Origin of the sequence: Gilliamella sp. Gris1-4 (genome assembly GCF_001690335.1) — a bacterium.
Classification (GTDB): Bacteria; Pseudomonadota; Gammaproteobacteria; order Enterobacterales; family Orbaceae; genus Gilliamella; species Gilliamella apicola_P.
Genome location: NZ_LZHA01000029.1, coordinates 38038 through 57131, shown reverse-complemented (window position 1 = coordinate 57131; position 19094 = coordinate 38038). Strand labels below are relative to the sequence as shown.

At 33.9% G+C, this 19094-nt stretch carries 23 protein-coding genes; 5 read left to right on the top strand and 18 right to left on the bottom strand.

Features of this window, described 5'->3' with window-relative positions; translation table 11 throughout:
• The 7 genes from A9G31_RS03720 to rpsU form a co-directional block, all read right to left on the bottom strand.
• Positions 1 to 682, bottom strand: a 682-nt coding sequence (locus tag A9G31_RS03720; protein WP_065560492.1) for an SDR family NAD(P)-dependent oxidoreductase, incomplete at its 3' end; no start/stop codon positions are given.
• A gap of 181 nt (positions 683 to 863) precedes the next feature.
• Positions 864 to 1316, bottom strand: coding sequence for a universal stress protein UspA (gene uspA / locus A9G31_RS03715; protein ID WP_065560491.1), 453 nt, complete (start codon positions 1314 to 1316; stop codon positions 864 to 866).
• 65 nt (positions 1317 to 1381) lie between these two features.
• Positions 1382 to 2896: an inorganic phosphate transporter PitA gene (pitA, locus tag A9G31_RS03710; protein WP_065560490.1), complete on the bottom strand. Its 1515-nt coding sequence runs from the start codon at positions 2894 to 2896 to the stop codon at positions 1382 to 1384.
• Between the two features lie 70 nt (positions 2897 to 2966).
• The gene (locus A9G31_RS03705; protein ID WP_034914119.1) at positions 2967 to 3938 is read right to left on the bottom strand and encodes a bile acid:sodium symporter family protein; all 972 of its coding nucleotides are present in this window, start codon (positions 3936 to 3938) and stop codon (positions 2967 to 2969) included.
• A gap of 73 nt (positions 3939 to 4011) precedes the next feature.
• Complete coding sequence (rpoD, locus tag A9G31_RS03700; protein WP_065560489.1) at positions 4012 to 5853, bottom strand: RNA polymerase sigma factor RpoD; 1842 nt, start codon at positions 5851 to 5853, stop codon at positions 4012 to 4014.
• A gap of 80 nt (positions 5854 to 5933) precedes the next feature.
• A complete protein-coding gene (gene dnaG, locus A9G31_RS03695) occupies positions 5934 to 7715 on the bottom strand; it encodes a DNA primase (RefSeq protein ID WP_065560488.1) in 1782 nt (593 codons plus the stop codon).
• Positions 7716 to 7858: 143 nt separating this feature from the next.
• Positions 7859 to 8074 carry a 30S ribosomal protein S21 gene (gene rpsU, locus A9G31_RS03690; RefSeq protein WP_034882800.1) on the bottom strand — a complete coding sequence of 72 codons (216 nt, stop codon included), beginning with the start codon at positions 8072 to 8074 and terminating at the stop codon, positions 7859 to 7861.
• A gap of 185 nt (positions 8075 to 8259) precedes the next feature.
• Between rpsU and hemB the strand changes: the two genes are divergently transcribed.
• Positions 8260 to 9273: a porphobilinogen synthase gene (gene hemB, locus A9G31_RS03685; protein ID WP_065560487.1), complete on the top strand. Its 1014-nt coding sequence runs from the start codon at positions 8260 to 8262 to the stop codon at positions 9271 to 9273.
• Between the two features lie 281 nt (positions 9274 to 9554).
• Positions 9555 to 10325, top strand: coding sequence for a hypothetical protein (locus A9G31_RS03680; protein WP_065560486.1), 771 nt, complete (start codon positions 9555 to 9557; stop codon positions 10323 to 10325).
• A 164-nt stretch (positions 10326 to 10489) separates the two neighbouring features.
• Here the strand turns inward: A9G31_RS03680 and nudC are convergent, their stop codons facing one another.
• The 6 genes from nudC to epmB form a co-directional block, all read right to left on the bottom strand.
• Positions 10490 to 11293 (bottom strand): NAD(+) diphosphatase, encoded by an 804-nt coding sequence (gene nudC / locus A9G31_RS03675; RefSeq protein ID WP_065560485.1) that lies wholly within the window; start codon positions 11291 to 11293, stop codon positions 10490 to 10492.
• Positions 11294 to 11351: 58 nt separating this feature from the next.
• Positions 11352 to 12980 carry a membrane protein insertase YidC gene (gene yidC / locus A9G31_RS03670; RefSeq protein ID WP_065560484.1) on the bottom strand — a complete coding sequence of 543 codons (1629 nt, stop codon included), beginning with the start codon at positions 12978 to 12980 and terminating at the stop codon, positions 11352 to 11354.
• Positions 12980 to 13222, bottom strand: a complete 243-nt coding sequence (gene yidD / locus A9G31_RS03665) for a membrane protein insertion efficiency factor YidD (RefSeq protein WP_065560497.1) — start codon at positions 13220 to 13222, stop codon at positions 12980 to 12982. The genes yidC and yidD overlap by 1 nt, the downstream gene beginning before the upstream one ends.
• Positions 13223 to 13269: 47 nt before the next feature.
• Positions 13270 to 13626, bottom strand: coding sequence for a ribonuclease P protein component (rnpA, locus tag A9G31_RS11385; RefSeq protein WP_081298058.1), 357 nt, complete (start codon positions 13624 to 13626; stop codon positions 13270 to 13272).
• Between the two features lie 11 nt (positions 13627 to 13637).
• Positions 13638 to 13778, bottom strand: a complete 141-nt coding sequence (gene rpmH / locus A9G31_RS03660) for a 50S ribosomal protein L34 (RefSeq protein WP_025314679.1) — start codon at positions 13776 to 13778, stop codon at positions 13638 to 13640.
• 203 nt (positions 13779 to 13981) lie between these two features.
• Positions 13982 to 15010, bottom strand: a complete 1029-nt coding sequence (epmB, locus tag A9G31_RS03655; protein ID WP_065560483.1) for an EF-P beta-lysylation protein EpmB — start codon at positions 15008 to 15010, stop codon at positions 13982 to 13984.
• A 33-nt stretch (positions 15011 to 15043) separates the two neighbouring features.
• On the opposite strand from epmB, the gene efp reads away from it, so the two are divergent.
• On the top strand, positions 15044 to 15610 hold the full coding sequence (efp, locus tag A9G31_RS03650; RefSeq protein ID WP_065560482.1) for an elongation factor P: 567 nt from the start codon (positions 15044 to 15046) through the stop codon (positions 15608 to 15610).
• A 559-nt stretch (positions 15611 to 16169) separates the two neighbouring features.
• Positions 16170 to 16385 carry a DUF4177 domain-containing protein gene (locus tag A9G31_RS03645; protein ID WP_065560481.1) on the top strand — a complete coding sequence of 72 codons (216 nt, stop codon included), beginning with the start codon at positions 16170 to 16172 and terminating at the stop codon, positions 16383 to 16385.
• A gap of 213 nt (positions 16386 to 16598) precedes the next feature.
• Here A9G31_RS03645 and A9G31_RS03640 read toward each other — a convergent pair whose 3' ends face one another.
• The 5 genes from A9G31_RS03640 to A9G31_RS03620 are packed head-to-tail and all read right to left on the bottom strand — an operon-like array spanning position 16599 to position 18518.
• On the bottom strand, positions 16599 to 16982 hold the full coding sequence (locus A9G31_RS03640; protein WP_065560480.1) for a DMT family transporter: 384 nt from the start codon (positions 16980 to 16982) through the stop codon (positions 16599 to 16601).
• On the bottom strand, positions 16982 to 17338 hold the full coding sequence (locus A9G31_RS03635; protein ID WP_065560479.1) for an EamA family transporter: 357 nt from the start codon (positions 17336 to 17338) through the stop codon (positions 16982 to 16984). Before A9G31_RS03635 ends, A9G31_RS03640 begins: the two co-directional genes overlap by 1 nt.
• Positions 17326 to 17760 (bottom strand): zinc uptake transcriptional repressor Zur, encoded by a 435-nt coding sequence (zur, locus tag A9G31_RS03630; RefSeq protein WP_065560478.1) that lies wholly within the window; start codon positions 17758 to 17760, stop codon positions 17326 to 17328. Before zur ends, A9G31_RS03635 begins: the two co-directional genes overlap by 13 nt.
• Positions 17761 to 17776: 16 nt before the next feature.
• The gene (locus tag A9G31_RS03625; RefSeq protein ID WP_065560477.1) at positions 17777 to 18055 is read right to left on the bottom strand and encodes an RnfH family protein; all 279 of its coding nucleotides are present in this window, start codon (positions 18053 to 18055) and stop codon (positions 17777 to 17779) included.
• Position 18056: 1 nt separating this feature from the next.
• Positions 18057 to 18518: a type II toxin-antitoxin system RatA family toxin gene (locus A9G31_RS03620; RefSeq protein ID WP_081299331.1), complete on the bottom strand. Its 462-nt coding sequence runs from the start codon at positions 18516 to 18518 to the stop codon at positions 18057 to 18059.
• A gap of 33 nt (positions 18519 to 18551) precedes the next feature.
• Here A9G31_RS03620 and smpB point away from each other — a divergent pair, with 33 nt between their 5' ends.
• Positions 18552 to 19034, top strand: a complete 483-nt coding sequence (gene smpB / locus A9G31_RS03615; RefSeq protein ID WP_034913656.1) for an SsrA-binding protein SmpB — start codon at positions 18552 to 18554, stop codon at positions 19032 to 19034.
• Positions 19035 to 19094 lie beyond the last annotated feature (60 nt).

Sequence of the window (19094 nt, the reverse complement as noted above, 5' to 3'; positions counted from 1 at the left end):
TAAAATGATTTGGTGTATTAATTAACCAAGACACAGTATTAGCTATATCTTCTGGAGTAATAAATTCAACACCTTGATAAACCTGTGCGGCTTTCTGGTTATCGCCATGAAAGCGAACATTTGAAAACTCTGTACCACCACATAATCCCGGTTCGATATTAGTGACTCTAACCTTTTTTCCTAACAAATCGGTACGCAAATTAGCACTAAATTGTTTAACAAAAGCTTTAGATGCACCATAAACATTTCCGCCTTTATAAGCATAAGTACCAGCCACAGATCCAAGATTAATAATATAACCAAAATTGCGCTCAACCATTTCTGGTAAAATTTGTCGAGTTAGATTTACTAGCCCAATAATGTTAGTTTCAATCATTGTTTCCCAATCGTTATAATCTGCTTCATAAGCAGGTTCTAAACCTAATGCTAGACCTGCATTATTTATTAAAATATCTATGGGCTTAAATTCATTTGGTAGTTGCAATAAAATAGTATTTACTGCATCTTTTTTAGTTATATCTAATGGTAATGAAAAGAAATTAGCACCTAAGTCATCTGCAAGGTTTTGTAGTTTATCTGCACGTCTAGCTACGCCTACAACTTTATAACCATCTGCTATAAGCTTACGGCAGATAGCTTGCCCAAATCCAGAGGATGCACCAGTAACCAAAGCTATATTCATATAAAATCCCCTTATAAACTAAGTTAAAATTGGAGTATATTTCGATAAACGACTATATGTATAAACAAAAAGTAGTAAATAAAAATATACTGAAACACATAGTTACCGGAAAGTTTTTTACAAAAAACTATCTAATATCTATAAAAAAACCCGCTAATTAAGCGGGTTGATATTTAATACTTCATTTAGCAGGTTCTTCTGCTAGTTCTTCATCTTTTAGCGGAACAATCAAAGTATCAATATGTGTATTATTGATAAGTTGACGAGCAGAAGACATTAACTTACTCCAAAAATCCTGATGATGACCACACACGACAAGATCAGCGCCATATTCATGAATTGCTTCGATTAATACTTGGTCAAATTCGCCATTCCCAGAAAGAGTATGAGCTATAGGATATCCCGCATCATTGGCTAGTTTATTTAATGCAATATGCGCATCTTCAGTAATTCGGTCTTTCATATCATTCATATTAATATCAACTAAACCAGTATAAAGATCCGAATAATTAATACCAACATGAATCAAAGATATTTGAGCATTATATGGCCTAGCCATAGAAACTGCTTTTTCGACAAGAACTTCACTTTCAGGTGATAAATCTACTGCAACTAATATGTGTTTATAAGCCATGATACATTACTCCTTCCAATTTAACGGTCAGATAAAACTACAAAATTGATACTCTCTTTTTACTACTAAATCAATTTTTGAGCAAGCCAAAAAAGTGACCCAGATAACAAAATTGAAATTGGAAGTGTTAAAATCCAAGTTAATGCAATATTTTTAATGGTCTTACTTTGAACGCCACCACCATCAACAATCATTGTACCTGCCACAGATGAAGAAAGAACTTGAGTTGTTGAAACAGGCATACCTGTATAACTTGCAATCCCAATTGATAAAGCCGTAGTGATTTGTGCCGACACGCCCTGTGCATAAGTCATCCCTTTTTTACCAATTTTTTCACCAATAGTAATAGCTACACGACGCCATCCTATCATTGTTCCAATCGCTAGCGCTGAAGCTACCGAAATAATGATCCAAATCGGCGCATATTCAACAGTTTTAAGTAAATCGTTATGCAAAGATTTCAGATATTGTTTTTCCTCTGCTGTTACATTAGCTTGTTTAGCAACATGCGAAACAGTATCCGATAAACATAATAATATGCGTCTAGCTTGTGAACGTTGTTCAACAGTGAGTGATTCATAATTATTCATTTTATTAAATAAATTATGAGCAATACCCAGTGTGATAAATGAATGTGAATAGTCACAATGATACTTATTCAAATCGCCTTCTGGAATACTTGTGTCTAATGCAGGTTGTTTACCTATTATCGTAGTTAGATCATCATTGTGAGTAACAAAGTACTCCTGAATATTATCAATAGCATTACGAGTGTTAGTAATATCATAGGTAGACGCATTCATATTAACAATAAAGCCAGCAGGAGCAATACCCATCAATACTAACATTAATAAACCAATACCTTTTTGTCCATCATTAGCACCATGAGAAAAACTCACACCTGCAGCAGAAATAATAAGCATTATTCGGATCCAAAAAGGTGGTTTTTTCTTACCATAAAGTTTTTCTCGCTGCTCTGGAGTCATAAAGATGCGTTCTCTTTTTTTACTACTTTTTTTACTTTGCCCTTTACGTGTCCAATACTTACGCAGACAAAAAATCATTAACCCAGCAATAACAAGACCAACTATTGGTGAAACAATCAAGGATAAAAAGATTTGAATCATCTTAGGAATATTAAGCGCATCAATAATTGATGTATCCATAACCAATGCATTTGCAAGTGCTACGCCAATAATAGAACCAATTAAAGTATGTGAACTTGATGCAGGAATACCAACAAACCAAGTACCTAAATTCCAAATGATTGCTGCAAATAAAATAGAAAATACCATAGCAAGCCCATGAGCAGAGCTTACATTAAGTAATAAATCAGTTGGTAACAAATGCACTATAGCATAAGCCACACTAAGCCCACCAAGTAGTACGCCAAAGAAATTAAATACTCCGGCCATAAAAACGGCAAGTTGTTCTTTCAATGCCCTTGTATAAATAACAGTGGCAACAGCATTAGCAGTATCATGAAATCCATTAATAGCCTCATAAAAGAGTACAAAAAGTAAAGCTAAGACTAATAATATAATGGTTGAAAATTCTAAATCAGCAAATAGATGAAACATAATATATCTTTCTGTTGTTAATTAGCGCCACTATTATCCTTGAGAATAAGCTAATGAGCAAAACAATTTTTTACATTTTTCGTTTAGCATAACGTGCCGCCAAAAAAGCACAAATCATTAATTGGATTTGATGAAAGATCATTAAAGGTAGGATCAAAATACCCATCATCGACATGGGGAAGATAACACTTGCCATTGGAATACCACTTGCTAGGCTCTTTTTTGAACCACAAAATACAATTGTGATTTCATCTTGTTTGCTAAAACCAAAAAATCTTGCACTATAAGTGGTAATAAATAAAACTATAACTAACAGAATAATTGAGAAAAATATAATATTTAACAAAGATAAAAAACCGACTTGCGACCATATACCATTAACAACTGCATCACTAAACGCGACATAAACCACTAATAAAATCGACAAACGATCTGTTTTAGAAATAATATTTTTATACTTATCTACCCATTGACCAATAAAACGTCTAGATAAATGCCCGACAACAAAAGGCAACATCAGTTTCAGCATAATAGAGGTAATGGCATCAATTATGTTCATTGATGCCGAGGTTTGAGTATGTATTAACAATCCAACTAAAAGCGGGGTAATAAACACCCCCAATAACGTTGATGCTGAGGCACTGCAAATAGCTGCTGCCACATTACCTTTAGCTATTGAAGTAAATGCTATTGCAGACTGCACTGTTGCTGGTAAAACACAAAGATAAACAAAACCTAAATAAATATCATGTGATAAAAAAGTGGGCACTAATAACTGCATCATCATGCCTAAAACTGGGAATATTACAAATGTAGTTGTAAATATTAACAAATGTAATCGCCAATTTTTTATACCAGAGACAATTGCTTGAAAAGAAAGTTTTGCACCATGCATAAAAAATAGCAAGCCAATAGCAAAAGTTGTAAGGTATTCAAAAACCGTTTTAGCCTGCCCTTCACAAGGAAAAAAGCTAGCTGTAATCACAACACAAATTAGAATCAATAAGAATGAATCAATCTTAACACGTTGAAATATATTCATGATTTTTAATATCTTTGATTAACAAGAATAAAAAAATCGCCACAAAAGTGGCGATATACAAGAAAGATAAAATTTATTCTAAGAAACTACGAAGCACATCAGATCGACTTGGATGACGTAATTTTCTCAGCGCCTTAGCCTCAATTTGACGAATACGTTCACGAGTTACATCAAATTGCTTACCAACTTCTTCTAGCGTATGATCTGTATTCATATCAATACCAAATCGCATACGTAACACTTTCGCTTCTCTAGGCGTTAATCCTGATAAAATATCGCGAGTTGCGCTACGTAAACTCTCAGAAGTCGCCGCATCTAGCGGTTGCTCAAGAGCTGTATCTTCAATAAAATCACCTAAATGCGAATCTTCGTCATCACCAACTGGTGTTTCCATAGAAATTGGCTCTTTAGCAATTTTAAGCACTTTACGAATTTTATCTTCAGGCATTTGCATGCGTTCAGATAACTCTTCAGGTGTTGGTTCACGACCGATTTCCTGTAACATTTGGCGAGAAATACGATTTAACTTATTAATTGTTTCAATCATATGTACCGGAATACGGATTGTCCTTGCTTGGTCAGCTATAGAACGAGTAATCGCTTGTCTTATCCACCAAGTTGCATAAGTTGAGAATTTATAACCACGACGATATTCAAATTTATCAACTGCTTTCATCAAGCCAATATTACCTTCTTGGATAAGATCTAAGAATTGTAATCCTCGGTTGGTGTATTTTTTCGCAATAGAAATAACTAGTCGTAAGTTAGCTTCAACCATTTCCTTTTTAGCTCGACGAGCTTTAGCTTCACCAATAGACATACGGCGATTAATATCTTTAATTTGCTCAATAGAAAGGCTTGTTTCAGTTTCGATTTGTTGTAGCAAATCAACTTGCGCAGCAATTTGAGTTTCAAAATCTTTTAAATTAGCCGCAAACGCACCTTTCGACGTTAAAGCTTTCTTAAACCAATCCATGTTATTTTCGTTGCCGGTAAAATAAGTCATAAACAGTTTTTTCGGCATTTTGCATTTTTCAACACAAATCTTCATAATAACACGTTCATGAGTTCTAACACGCTCCATCATGCTTCTCATGTTATTAACAAGAATATCAAACTGCTTAGCAACTAAGCGGAATTGTTTAAATATTTCTGATAGGTTTTCGATCTCTTGTTGTGCTTTTTTATGAGCTCGACCATATTTTTTAATAGCATCAGACGTTTTGTCGTGCTGCTCTTTTAATTCGGCAAATTTAGCTTTAGCAACTTCGGGATCGATAGAAACATCATCATCAGTTGATGCCTCGTTTTCGTCATCCTCGCTCTCATCATCGCTATCATCAATTTCAATTTCGGTTTCACTAACCTCTAAATCTTCAGGTAACTCTTCAGCAACTTCTTCAGCATTTGGATCAACAAAACCTGTAATCAAATCAGATAAACGAACTTGTCCGCTTTCGATTAAATTATATTGCTCTAAAAGATAAGTTATTGCTTCTGGATATTCCGATACTGAAGTTTGCACTTGATTAATGCCATCTTCAATACGCTTAGCAATATCAATTTCGCCTTCACGCGTTAACAGTTCAACCGCCCCCATTTCACGCATATACATACGAACAGGATCGGTTGTTCTACCAATTTCTGACTCAACATTAGATAATACTAATGCTGTTGCTGCTTCAACGGCCTCTTCATCAGGGACATTATCTGAAAGTAATAACTCATCAGAATCAGGGGCTTCTTCAAGAACTTGAATCCCCATATCATTAATCATTTGGATAATATCTTCAATCTGATCTGAATCAATAATCTCTTCAGGCAAGTGATCGTTGACATCAGCATAGGTCAGGTATCCTAGCTCCTTACCTCGAATGATTAGGAGTTTTAACTGTGATTGAGAATTTTGCTCCATAAAGGTATCCATTTTAGTTATTTGGTCATTTATATTATGCATGTAGAACAATATCTGGAATCTACACGTATTCTATATATTTAGTCTTTTTTTGATAAAACAAGTATTAAAGTCGCCAATTCTTTTTTCTCTGCGGTGCTTAAGCCGGAGACTCTCTCTTTTGCGATTAGTTCATCTTGCCTTTGGGCGAGTATATTATCATATAACTCTTTTAAAGTATGTGAAAAAATTGAGCCTATTTCGCCATCTTGATAATGACACTCCCAGGTGGATAAACGATTCAACTGCTTATAAAACGGTCTATCCATACACTCTATTAATATTTGTGCAGTAGTTATATTGGGATAACGTTGACATAGTTCAAGTAATTCAACAAAAATCTCGATCCCGGCCATTTTAACCTGGCGAATCACATTTATATCAGAAACTTGCTCTGCAAGATTAGGATATTGAAGTAATAAACCAATTAAAACTCGCATCGTTGTTAATTTCATTTGTGATGTAGGCGCTTTTTCATTTGCCTTTTCATCACGTTGGGAACGATTTTCTTGAATTAATTGTTCTAATTGAGATACATCAAGTAAACCTAAATAATTACCGAGCTTCTGCAATAAATTTAATCTAAAGGCTTTTGCCTTAATTTGATCAAGTAGCGGTAAAGCTAGCGAACTCAATTTTGCTTTTCCTTCAGCCGTTTTTAAATCAACCTGTTTCAAAAGTTCATCAAATAAAAATTTCGACAAATTTGAAGATTCATTTAAATATTTTTCAAAATTATCCTTACCGACTTTACGCACAAAACTATCAGGATCTTCATCTTGAGGTAAAAAAGCAAAAGTTATTTTCTTACCATCGATTAAGCAAGGTAATAAAACATTAAGTGCCCGCCAAGCAGCGCTTCGTCCAGCATTATCGCCGTCATAACAAAATATTACCGAATCTGTTGCTCTAAATAATAATTTAATATGCTCCTCTGATGTAGCCGTACCTAAAGCAGCAACAGCATAATCAATGCCATATTGAGCAAGCGAAACCACATCCATATAGCCTTCAACCACCATCAGTTGTTGAGGATTACGATTGACTTCTAGCGTTTCATAAAGTCCGTAAAGTTGAAAGCCTTTATGAAATATGGGGGTTTCTGGTGAATTAATATATTTTGCAGAATCATTAATGATAGTTCTTCCACCAAACGCTATAACATTGCCTTGTCTATCGCGAATAGGAAACATGATTCTTCCACGAAAACGGTCATATTGATTACCCCTATCGTGGCTGACTTGCATACCGGCTTGTTCATAAAGTGCTTCTTCAGCTTTTGTTTTAACCACACTTTGTGAAGTTAAACGCCAGTCATTAGGCGCAAAACCAATTCTATACCGTGCTATAATTTCTGCATTGAGTCCCCGTTGCTCAAGGTATTTTTGAGCATCAGTGGATGTAGATAATGCTAATTGTTGCTGATAAAAATCGGTGATTTTGCCCATCAAAGTATATAGATCTCGACGTACATTTCTAGATTCAATGTGCTTTGCTTGATCAATTTGATTTTTATCGTCATCAATATAAGGGACACGAATTCCTTGCAAGCTAGCTAATTCTTCAATAGCTTCAGGAAAAGATAACCGCTCATATTGCATTAGAAAATTAACAACAGATCCTGATGCGCCACATCCAAAACAATAAAAGATCTGTTTTTTCTCATTAAGAGAAAAAGAAGCTGTTTTTTCATCATGAAAAGGGCAACAACCAAAATAATTATTCCCCTTTTTTTTCATTTTAACCCGTTTGCCAATCACATCAAGGATGTTGGTTCGAGCAGTTAGATCCAAGATGAAATCGCGAGGAATAAGACCTTTCATGATAAAACTTTAACCAATTATGGTGTTATAAAAAGACAACAAGCCGTATCAAAATACGGCTTGTTAGAATTCTTTATATCAAAAAGATAATAAATTGATTTTTAATATCAATTCTAGTTTTCAGTATAAATAATCTTAAAAGATTAATATAAGCGAGTACGACGAGCGTTTTCTCTTTCTAATTTTTTAGCATGGCGTTTAACAGCTGCTGCTTTAGCTCTTTTACGAATAGTAGTTGGCTTTTCGTAAAATTCACGATTACGAACTTCAGCTAAAACTCCTGCTTTCTCACACGAACGTTTGAAACGACGTAACGCTACATCGAAAGGTTCATTTTCACGTACTTTAATTACTGGCATGTGCCTCTCACCTCAAATTTGTTTAATATCACAAGGGATTAAAATTAGTGCGCAATTTTACCCTCAATCGATATATGTTGTAAAGTAAAAAATAGAATTATTATAAGATAACAAATTAATTTGCTAATAAGTATACAGAGTCAGATAATAAAACAAATCTAATTGAAAATAAACAGGAGTATTTCATGTCATCATTAATTACTGGTCAATATCCAAAGCGCCGCTTACGCCGTAATCGTGCCCATGACTTTAGTCGTCGTATGGTTGCAGAACATAGTTTGACGGTCAACGATCTAATCTATCCAGTTTTTATTGTTGAAGGCAATAATATTACTGAATCAATTACCTCGATGCCAAACGTTAATCGAATGAGTATTGACGTATTGTTAAAAGAAGCGGAACAAGTAGCTAAACTAGGAATTCCTGTTCTTTCACTATTTCCTGCTATTGAACCATCAAAAAAATCTTTATTAGCACAAGAAGCATATAACGAAAATGGGTTAGTACCAAAAGCTGTTCGAGCATTAAAAAAAGAAATTCCAGAGCTCGGTGTACTAACTGATGTCGCACTTGATCCATATACCACGCATGGACAAGATGGCATTATTGATGAACAAGGGTATGTACAAAATGATATCTCTGTTGAAACGCTTGTTAAACAAGCGTTAATGCAAGCTCAAGCAGGTGTAGATATTATTGCGCCAAGTGACATGATGGATGGACGCATTGGAGCAATACGTAACGAACTCGAAAAGCACGGTTTTTTTAACACACAAATTATGGCTTATTCCGCAAAATACGCATCAAGTTTTTATGGCCCTTTTCGTGATGCTGTCGGATCAGCAAAAAATATTAAAGGTGGTAATAAAAAAACTTATCAACTCGATCCTGCTAATAGTAATGAAGCATTACAAGAAATCTATCAAGATTTAAGTGAAGGCGCAGATATGGTCATGGTTAAACCTGGTATGCCTTATCTTGATATTGTTCGAAGAGTGAAAGAAACTTTTGCCGTCCCAACTTTTGCTTATCAAGTTTCTGGCGAATATGCTATGTTAACAGCGGCAATTCAAAACGGCTGGTTAGATGAAAAATCAGCAATTATGGAATCTTTACTTTGCTTTAAACGTGCAGGTGCCGATGGCGTATTAACCTATTTTGCCAAACAAGTAGCCGAATGGTTGCATCAGCAAAAATAATATTTTTTAAATGCTGCTCTTTCCAAATAGGAAAGAGCATTTAATTACCTATATAGCATCTCATATTCATCAAATCACATTATCAATCATACTATTTTAGAGCAATTTTTTACTTCTTCTTAATTCACCAGTCTAAGAAATCTATAATAAACATTAATTATCATATTTATACTAAGTCAATTATTATACTTTACTAGAAAGTGTAAAAAAGTTTCAGGGAAGCTATATGTTTACGTAAAAATCTGATAATATTTACTAGGGTAAGCGATAAGGGAATAAAAATGATTTATGAACTCGTACCGAACGAATTACATGATGAATTTAAAGCTTTTCATCATGACCTAGAAAAATTAACATCACAACATGTGCAATCTTGTCCCTTTTGTAAAAAAACTGAATTCTATATAATTCGTTCAAAACCTAATAAAACATATCGTTGCAAAGGCTGTCATAAATATTTTACCGTTTCAACCAATACTCCTTTCAATCGTTTAATGCCTTATAATTGGTTTGAGTTTATTTTTATTAACCGAATAAATAAAATGGGTTATAAAGAAATTGCGGACCGACTCGAAACCTCACTCGAAAAAGTTACACGACGAGATCGAGCTATTATTAACTATCTTCAAAACCATTATCCATCATTACATAGCTGGTATATACATCAAAAACAAACTAAGTTAATGCCATCTTTAGAGGAACAATATAGCACCATTAAAGCTAAAGTAACCGCCTTATTGAATGAACAAAATCCAACTTGTAAACACTGTGGTTCTAACGAAACAACCAAAATAGGTTCTCGCACTTGCTATCGCTGTAAGCGATGTCGACATAGCTTTAACCTTTTAAGCAACACTAGTTTAAACCGTATACCCAAACCTGAATTGTGGCTACAATTCATTGATTTACTTGTTTCTGGAGCTAATAATTCACAAATAGGAAAAGCTCTAAATTTACACAATGATACAGTTCGTAAATGGCGTTCAGCTTGGTACTACATGATGATAGATTGGCAATGTGAAGCGCTTGCTATTTGGTGTAAAAATAAATAAGAAAATAGGATAAAAAGAAAATGTTCAGTATATTAGCTCTAGAAAAAGATAACGCATATATAACGCAAACCCGTAATTAAAAAAAACATTAACAAAAGCTTTTAATTAGCATCAAACAGTGACGAATCAAAAACAGTTAATCTAACAAGAACAATTCAATATAATTAGTCATTGCCATATTCATCATATTCGCGGCAAAGTATAATTGTATCCTCAATTAATCGTCTAGCAATGGTGCCATACTCAGGAATTTTAGGTAACTCTGTATAATGGTACCAATTTGCTTCAATGAGTTCGTTTTTATCTACCACTATTTCACCACTATCATAATCAGCTAAATAAGCCATCATTAATGAATTTGGAAATGGCCAAGGTTGCGATCCAACATAACGAATATTTTTAATTTTTATTTTTGATTCTTCAAATACTTCTCGTTCAACGGCTGTTTCCATTGTTTCGCCGATTTCAGTAAAACCAGCTAAAACGGTATATAAGTTATCTTGATTATGCCTAACATGTTTTGCTAATAAAATTTTATTATTATGACGAATAGCCACAATAATAGATGGTGAAATTTGTGGATAATAACGCTCTTTGCAGTGATCGCATAGACAACACCATTCCGTGCTACTGATATACATCTCATGTCCACAATATCCACAATATTTGTGGGAACGATAAAACTCAGAAAGTTGCACTGCTCGACCAGCTAAATTAAATAATGATTGATCTGTTCTATCAAGTAATGAACGAACTGAGCTCATCGCATTTTTCATTTCATCACAAATCAGCCAAGCTGTTTTCCCATTCCATTCACCTATCGGTTGAGCAAGTTTATTGATAAAACCAAATTCATCAGCACGCCCAACAGGAAGTTCACCATTAGGCAACCATAATCGTCCATTAGCACTTACAAACCAATAACCGCTTTCATTACCTATCAAATTAAATTGTTGCTGTATATTCATATTATTAACACCAAAGATAAAAACAAAAAAGGAGGATTACTCCTCCTTTTAATCAATACTATTTCTTTTTCTTCTCGTGAAGTCCCTTTTTCTCAAGTTCCCAGTAAATAATTCGTTGCTGAGCAATTGTAAATAAGTTACTAACGATATAATATAAAACCAAGCCTGATGGGAACCATAAGAAGAATACCGTAAAAATTAATGGCATGTAAGTCATTAATTTTTGTTGTAATGGATCGGTAACTGGTGTTGGTGACATTTTCTGAATTAAGAACATAGTACCGCCCATTAATAAAGGCAAAATATAATATGGATCTTGTGCTGATAAGTCATAAATCCATAGCGCAAATGGTGCATGGCGTAATTCAACTGTATTACCTAGCATGTAGAACAATGATAGGAAAATCGGCATTTGAATAATTAATGGCAAACAACCACCTAATGGATTCACTTTCTCTTGCTTGTAAAGCGCCATTGTTTCCATACTCATTTTTTGCCTATCATCACCATAACGCTCTTTCAGCGCTTGTAAGCGGGGTTGTAATAGCTTCATTTTCGCCATTGAACGATACTGAGCACGAGTTAATGGGAATAAAATACCTCGAACAATAAATGTAATAACAATAATTGAGAAGCCCCAGTTACCAACAAAACTTTGAATAAATTTTAATAAATAAAACAACGGTTGTGATAAGAACCATAACCATCCATAGTCAACAATTAAGTCAAGATGATTGGCTGTTTCTTTCAATTGGCTTTGAATTTCTGGTCCTAACCATAATTTTGCACCAATAATTTGAGAACTCCCCGCAGGAATAACTGCTGATTCACTTTTGAAACCAATTGTTGCTTGAGAGTTATTAGCCGTTGCACGAGAATAAAATAAATTATTTTTATCCTGTGCGGGTACCCATGCAGAAGCAAAATAGTGTTGCAACATCGCAATCCAACCCGTTTGGGTATCAACCGATAAAGCTTTATCTTTGATGTCATCAAAACTGTATTTGCTATAATTAGTACTAGAACTAGAATAAGCTGTACCACGGAATGCACTTTGCCCTAATCCACTACCGCCTTCGGTTGGAATATCATCAGGTAATTTAATTGTTTGTTTTAATTGACCATACATGGCAACATCAACAGATGCACTGCTTTGGTTATTAATAGCATACTGAACATCAACAGCATAACTACCACGGTGTAATATATAATATTTAGTATAACTTACACCATTAACTTGATAAGTAAGAGGAACACGCAATTCATCTTGCCCATCAGCTAAAACATATTCTGAATTTTCAGTTTGATAGACAGGACGTTTTGATCCTTGAGTTGCATTATCAGGACCATCCTTACCGGTTAATCCACTTTCAGCAACATAAACAAAATCAGGACGAGATGTTAACAATTGGAAAGGCGTACCAGAATGAAGCGTTTGCTCATATTTCAATAATTGTGCAGCTTGAACATCCCCGCCATAAGTATTAATAGTGAGTGACAACACATCCGATTTTACAATAATTGTTTTACCTTGTGCTGCACCAGCTGTTAACTCATCATCACTTATTTGTTGTGTTAATTGGTTTTCGATTGGAGGTTTAGGAGCGTGATCTTCTTCCCACGCTTTCCAAATAAAAAAAGATACAAAAAGTAAAGCAATGACTAAAATATTACGTTGAGATCCCATTAGTGTTTTTCTCTATTGGTTTTAGTTTTTGGAGGAACAAAATCTTCTCCCCCTTCATGTAAAGGATGACATTTTAATACACGTTTAACGGTTAGCCAACCACCTTTTATTAATCCAAAGCGTCTTAGTGCAATTATTGCATACTGTGAGCACGTCGGTGTAAAGCGACATTTAGGACCTAATAAAGGGCTAATAAAACGTTGATAAACACGAACAAAAAGCACAAAAATATTAACTATCATATAGTTACATGCATAAACATGCTGTTTGATAATCAATTTAAATTTATTTAAGCCTCGTATTTGGCTATGATTCGTTGGCATAATTTATTCAATGTTTCAACGAGTTGCTGATTATCTAAGTCGATAACTGGCTGTTTAGCCATCACAATAAAATCAATATTAGGAAATTGATGTTGGTGAAGCCGAAAATACTCTTTAGACAGTCGCTTTATACGATTACGCTCATGAGCCCGTTTCACTTGTTTTTTAGCTATAGCAAACCCTAACCGCATATGATTACAGTTATTTTTTCGTGCAACTAAAGTTAAAAACGGAGAACCAGCCCGAATGGACTCTTGGAAGACATGATTGAAATCAAAGGGAGTTAACAATCGTAACTCCCGAGGAAAAGTGAACTTAATCACCCAACTTTAAATCAGCTAGCAACAGTTAAACGAACACGGCCTTTAGCACGACGGCGAGCAAGAACTTGACGACCGTTTTTAGTTGCCATACGAGCACGGAAACCGTGAGTTCTATTGCGTTTTAATACTGATGGTTGAAATGTGCGTTTCATGACGATTTATATCCAAATCTAATTATCAACAGGTTGCAGAGTAAAAACTCTACAGCATTAATTAAAGAGGTCGGAATTATAGTGCCTATTTTATTTTTCGTCAATGAGATTTTTACAGATTAATCCCATTAACACCTAGTTACCATACGATAAAATAAAATAGATTATAAAATAATAAGTTATAACTAAAAAAAAACAATTAACTAATTCCAAAAAGTAAGTACTTGTTTGCTTTTCTCACCACCGATTTCGCGCGCTAATTTAGGCACTAAATAACCCGACACTTGCTCGGCAAGCTGTTTCATTATTAATTTAGCTGATTTATCATCAACTAAAAAATGAGCGGCACCTTGCACTTTATCTAATAAATGAATGTAATAAGGCAAAATGCCAATATCAAAAAGTTTATTACTTAACTGAGCCAAAACATTGACATTATCATTAATATTTTTCAGTAATACACTTTGATTTAGCACAATCACATCACTCTTTTTTAAAAGCCCAATTGCGCCAGCAACTGCATTATCAATTTCATTTGGATGATTAATGTGAGTAATTACTACAATTTGCAACCTACTTTCAACAAATAACCTACAAAGTTCAAGCGTTACTCGAGAAGGAATAACAACGGCCAAACGCGTATGAATCCGTAAACGCTTAACATGAGGGATTTTTTCAAGTGCATTAATCAAAAAAGCCATTTCATGATCTTTTGCCATTAATGGATCACCTCCTGATAAAATAATTTCATCAAGTTCAGGATGATTCGCAATATATTCAAGCGCAACAGCAAGATTCTTTTTAGTACCTTGATTATCATAATAAGGAAAATGCCGTCTAAAACAGTACCGGCAGTTAATTGCACAAGCGGTCTTCGTAATCAATAATGCGCGATTGTGATACTTATGCAATAATCCGGGAACAGCGTTATCTTGCTCTTGTAATGGGTCATGACTATACCCTTCAACTTTTAATAACTCCCTATCATCACAAAGCACCTGTAACAAAAGTGGGTCATTACTATCCCCCTTTTCCATTCGATTAATAAAAGCCCTAGGAACCCGAAGTGGAAACTGTTTTTTCGCCTGTTGCATAGGGATTGAGATGGTATTAGGATCTAGTCCTAAATAGGAGTATAAAACATTGATATCTGTTACAACATTGGCAAGATCAAAAATCCACTCATCTTTATTATTTGGTAGTTCAACTTTTTGCTGTATAATATGGCTCATTTTTTGTAATTCAGAATTTTAGTTGGAGCTTTTATGGCATCTTATAGTACTAATGAGTTTAAAGCTGGTCTTAAAATAATGCAAGACGGCGAACCGTGTGTCATTGTTGAAAATGAGTTTTATAAACCGGGTAAAGGTCAATCTATTAATCGTGTAAAAATTAAAAAATTACTTTCAGGCAAAACTGTCGACAAAACATTCAAATCAGGCGAATCAGTTGAAGCTGCTGACGTTATTGATATGAATTTAACTTATCTTTATACTGACGGTGAATTTTGGCATTTTATGAATAACGATACATTTGAGCAACTTTCGGCTGACGCCAAAGCGGTTGGCGACAATGCAAAATGGTTAGTTGATCAAGCGGAATGTATTTTAACTTTATGGAACGGCCAACCGATTGCAGTAACACCACCAAATTTTGTTGAACTTGAAGTGATCGAAACCGATCCAGGTTTAAAAGGCGACACAGCAGGAACAGGCGGTAAACCAGCAACATTATCAACTGGAGCAGTTGTTCGCGTGCCTTTATTTGTACAAATTGGTGAAATACTTAAAGTGGATACTCGTTCAGGCGAATATGTATCACGCGTAAAATAAAATACCGCACAGTGTAATTTAACGTTTATCGTAAAAAAGAGAGTTTTTTAGCCTCTCTTTTTTACTCAAAGATCGATGAACCTAGTCCAGCAAGTCTAATAAGGATAATCAGAGTTATTTAACTGCTATTTACCCTAGGAACATTTAATATTACCCACATTACATATTTTGAACTATCACTAATCCATCTATCTTCGTTTAAGCCTTGGTTTGACAACTTTTTGAGTGACCGGAAACCATATTAACTAACTTGCTTTCACCTTTTACTTTAATTTTATCTAGTTTTTGAGATGTGTTTTTTATAAAAAATGTAAGTAGGTGAACTTTGCCATTTTCTATTATTAATTCATATTTCAATGTTATTTTAAATAATTAAACTATTTTTCTAGCTACGTTGTAAGGTAATTTTACAACTCACACACTAAATTTTTTGAGTAAATCCCAATTATTATGTGCTAGATACTAATATCTAAACAATATATAATGTCGTAAACATTTAATGTTATTTTACTATTAAATATCGTGTTAATTTGAAATAAAATTTAAGGTTATAATTATAATGAAAGAATATAAGGTAGTTGTTTTCCAAGAAAGCGCATTATCTTCGTTAATTTTAGGCTCCGCTATCGCTAATGAAGTTAAATTCTCAGAATTTTTAAATAAACATGCCCAAGAAGGTTGGCGTGTAGTAACTATGGAAAAAGATTTGCGTCGTCTGTTCTTATTTTGGACAAGAGAGGCCTATTTAATTGTGATGGAACGAGAACGTAGTTAAAATAAATTATAACTTTTTTAAAAGTCTTATCAGTAATAATGTTTCAAATTAATAATTGTAAGATTGAAATTTAATATGCTTATTAGGACATATTATTTCCACTAAATAAGATAAACTCAAACTGATCAATTGCTAAATTCAACAAATTAGAAGTATTGCTCTATTGTTAAAAAGTTTCAGGAAATGCTATGTTTCAGTATAAAAGAGGTAACTTTAGGATTTATGTTGTAATTTTTGCTCTGCTAGAGCTAAAAAAACAATACCTATAATGATAGCTAACCCACCAAGCATGCGCGTCAATGTAATTTGCTCATCAAAAACAATAACCGAGACCAACATTACTGTAACTACTTGTAAATGAGAAGCAGCAAAAGCCGGACCCACTGGGGCTTTTTTTAATAATACCATCCAAGTGACAAATGCTCCTGTATAGCCAAGTATGACTAAATAAGCCCAACCATAAGAAAAAATACGAATTAACCAATCAATACTTATTTCAAATGGCATAGCTGATATTGCAGTTAATTTAAAGCTTGTTTGACCAAATGTGTCAAAAAATAATAGTAAAATAAATCCAATAATATAAAATTTTTTCATTATGTAAGCCCCACTAAAACTACGCCAGTAGTAATAAAAAATATACCAATGACACGGAATAAAGTAAGGTGCTCTTGAAATAAGATACGCCCAGCTAACATAACAGTAATGATATTAAATGAACCTAGTAAAATACCTTGCGATAAAGGCACTTTACTTAAAAAAGCTAGCCAAAAAATAAAACCGATAAAATATGTACCAAACCCCAACCAAAGCCAAAAATTACTAATTAATTTTTGCCAATAATGTAAACCTTGCTTATTTTTTGAAGTAATTGCGGCATACTTAAATGCAATTTGCCCAACAGTATCGCAGGCAATATTAATTAGCCAAAGAACAACAATTAAGGTTGACACTGTTGACAAAATCCGTGTATTTCAAGCACACTATGTTTGATTAAAAAATCACTTTGCTGTGCTAACTGTTTAAATTGATATTCAATATTTTGTGAGTGTTTTTCAGTGATTCGCTGACATTTATCGCAAATAAATAAAATTGAAATATGTTCAGGGTCTTGAAAATGTGGACAAATAATATAGCTATTAGAAGATTCCACTTTATGGATAAAACCTTGTTCAAGCAAGAATTCAAGTGCACGATAAATTGTGGGAGGTTTAGCTTGAGGTTCGCTTAGTTTGAGTAGATCTAAAAGATCATAGGCACTCATTGCTTTATTTGCCGTTAACATAATATCTAAAACTGTTCGACGTTGCGTTGTCAGTTTAATACCACGTTTTTTGCATAAAGTTTCAATCTTTTCAATTAACAGATTATGCATTTAATATCCTTTGCCTTTAGCCATAATTTTTTTGTGCAGCTTTTCTTCGTCTTATTTCTTTGGGATCATTGATTAAAGGGCGATATATTTCAATACGATCGCCATTTTTAACCAATTCATTAAGATCACAACGTTTTCCATAGATGCCGATTAAATGCTCATCTAGTTTAATCTGACATAACGATAAGATATTGGATTTTGTAATTGCTTGCAAGACATTCGTTTGCTCATCAACATTACAGTTAATTACTGTAGAATTATTCGGTAACGCATAAACAACTTGAATATTGATCATTTTAATAAATCTGCCTTGCTCTTTTTGAAAACGCATTAACCATACTAGTCATGATTTCTTTAAATACAGGGGTAAAAGTCATATCTAATAATTTATTTTTGAACTCAAAATCTAAATTAAAACTAATTTTGCTTTGGTTTTCAGTAATTTTAACAAATTGCCAACAACCCGATAATTTTTTAAACGGGCCTTCTAAAAGAGTCATATCAATTGAGTTAGGTTCATTGGCTCTATTTAATGTAGTAAAAGATTTTTTAAAACCGAACTTTTCAACCTCAATAAATGCAGCCATAATATTATCTTGTTTTCTAATAATACCAGATGCGATACAATCAGGAATAAATTCTGGATATTTCTCTATATCATTAACTAAAGCAAACATTTGCTCAATTGAGTAAGGCTCAATAACTTCGTGAAAAACATGCGCCATAATAATAAAATAAAAAGTTAAAATTAGTAGCATATAATATCACGTAACTCTATAATAACGCACATTATGACTAAGAAAAAATCACACAAGCCGGGATCGGCAACTATTGCATTAAATAAACGCGCACGCCATGAGTACTTTATTGAAGAGGAAATTGAAGCGGGATTATCCCTGCAAGGTTGGGAGGTAAAATCACTCCGTGCAGGTAAAGTAAATATTAGCGATAGCTACGTTTTACTTAAAGATGGTGAAGCATGGTTATTTGGTGCAACTATTACGCCATTAAATGTTGCTTCAACACATGTTATTTGTGAACCTATGCGCAATCGTAAGTTACTGCTAAATGAGCGTGAACTCAACTCATTATTTGGTCAGATTAACCGCCAAGGCTATACGGTTGTTGCCCTTTCGTTATATTGGAAAAATGCCTGGGCAAAAGTAAAAATTGGTGTTGCCAAAGGTAAAAAAGAATACGATAAACGTACCGATATTAAAGAACGCCAATGGCAAGTTGATAAAGCACGTATTATGAAAAACGCAAATCGGTAATGCTTGGCTTTGATATTGGTTTTACCAATATTGATTTAAAAATTTTATCAAAAAATAACC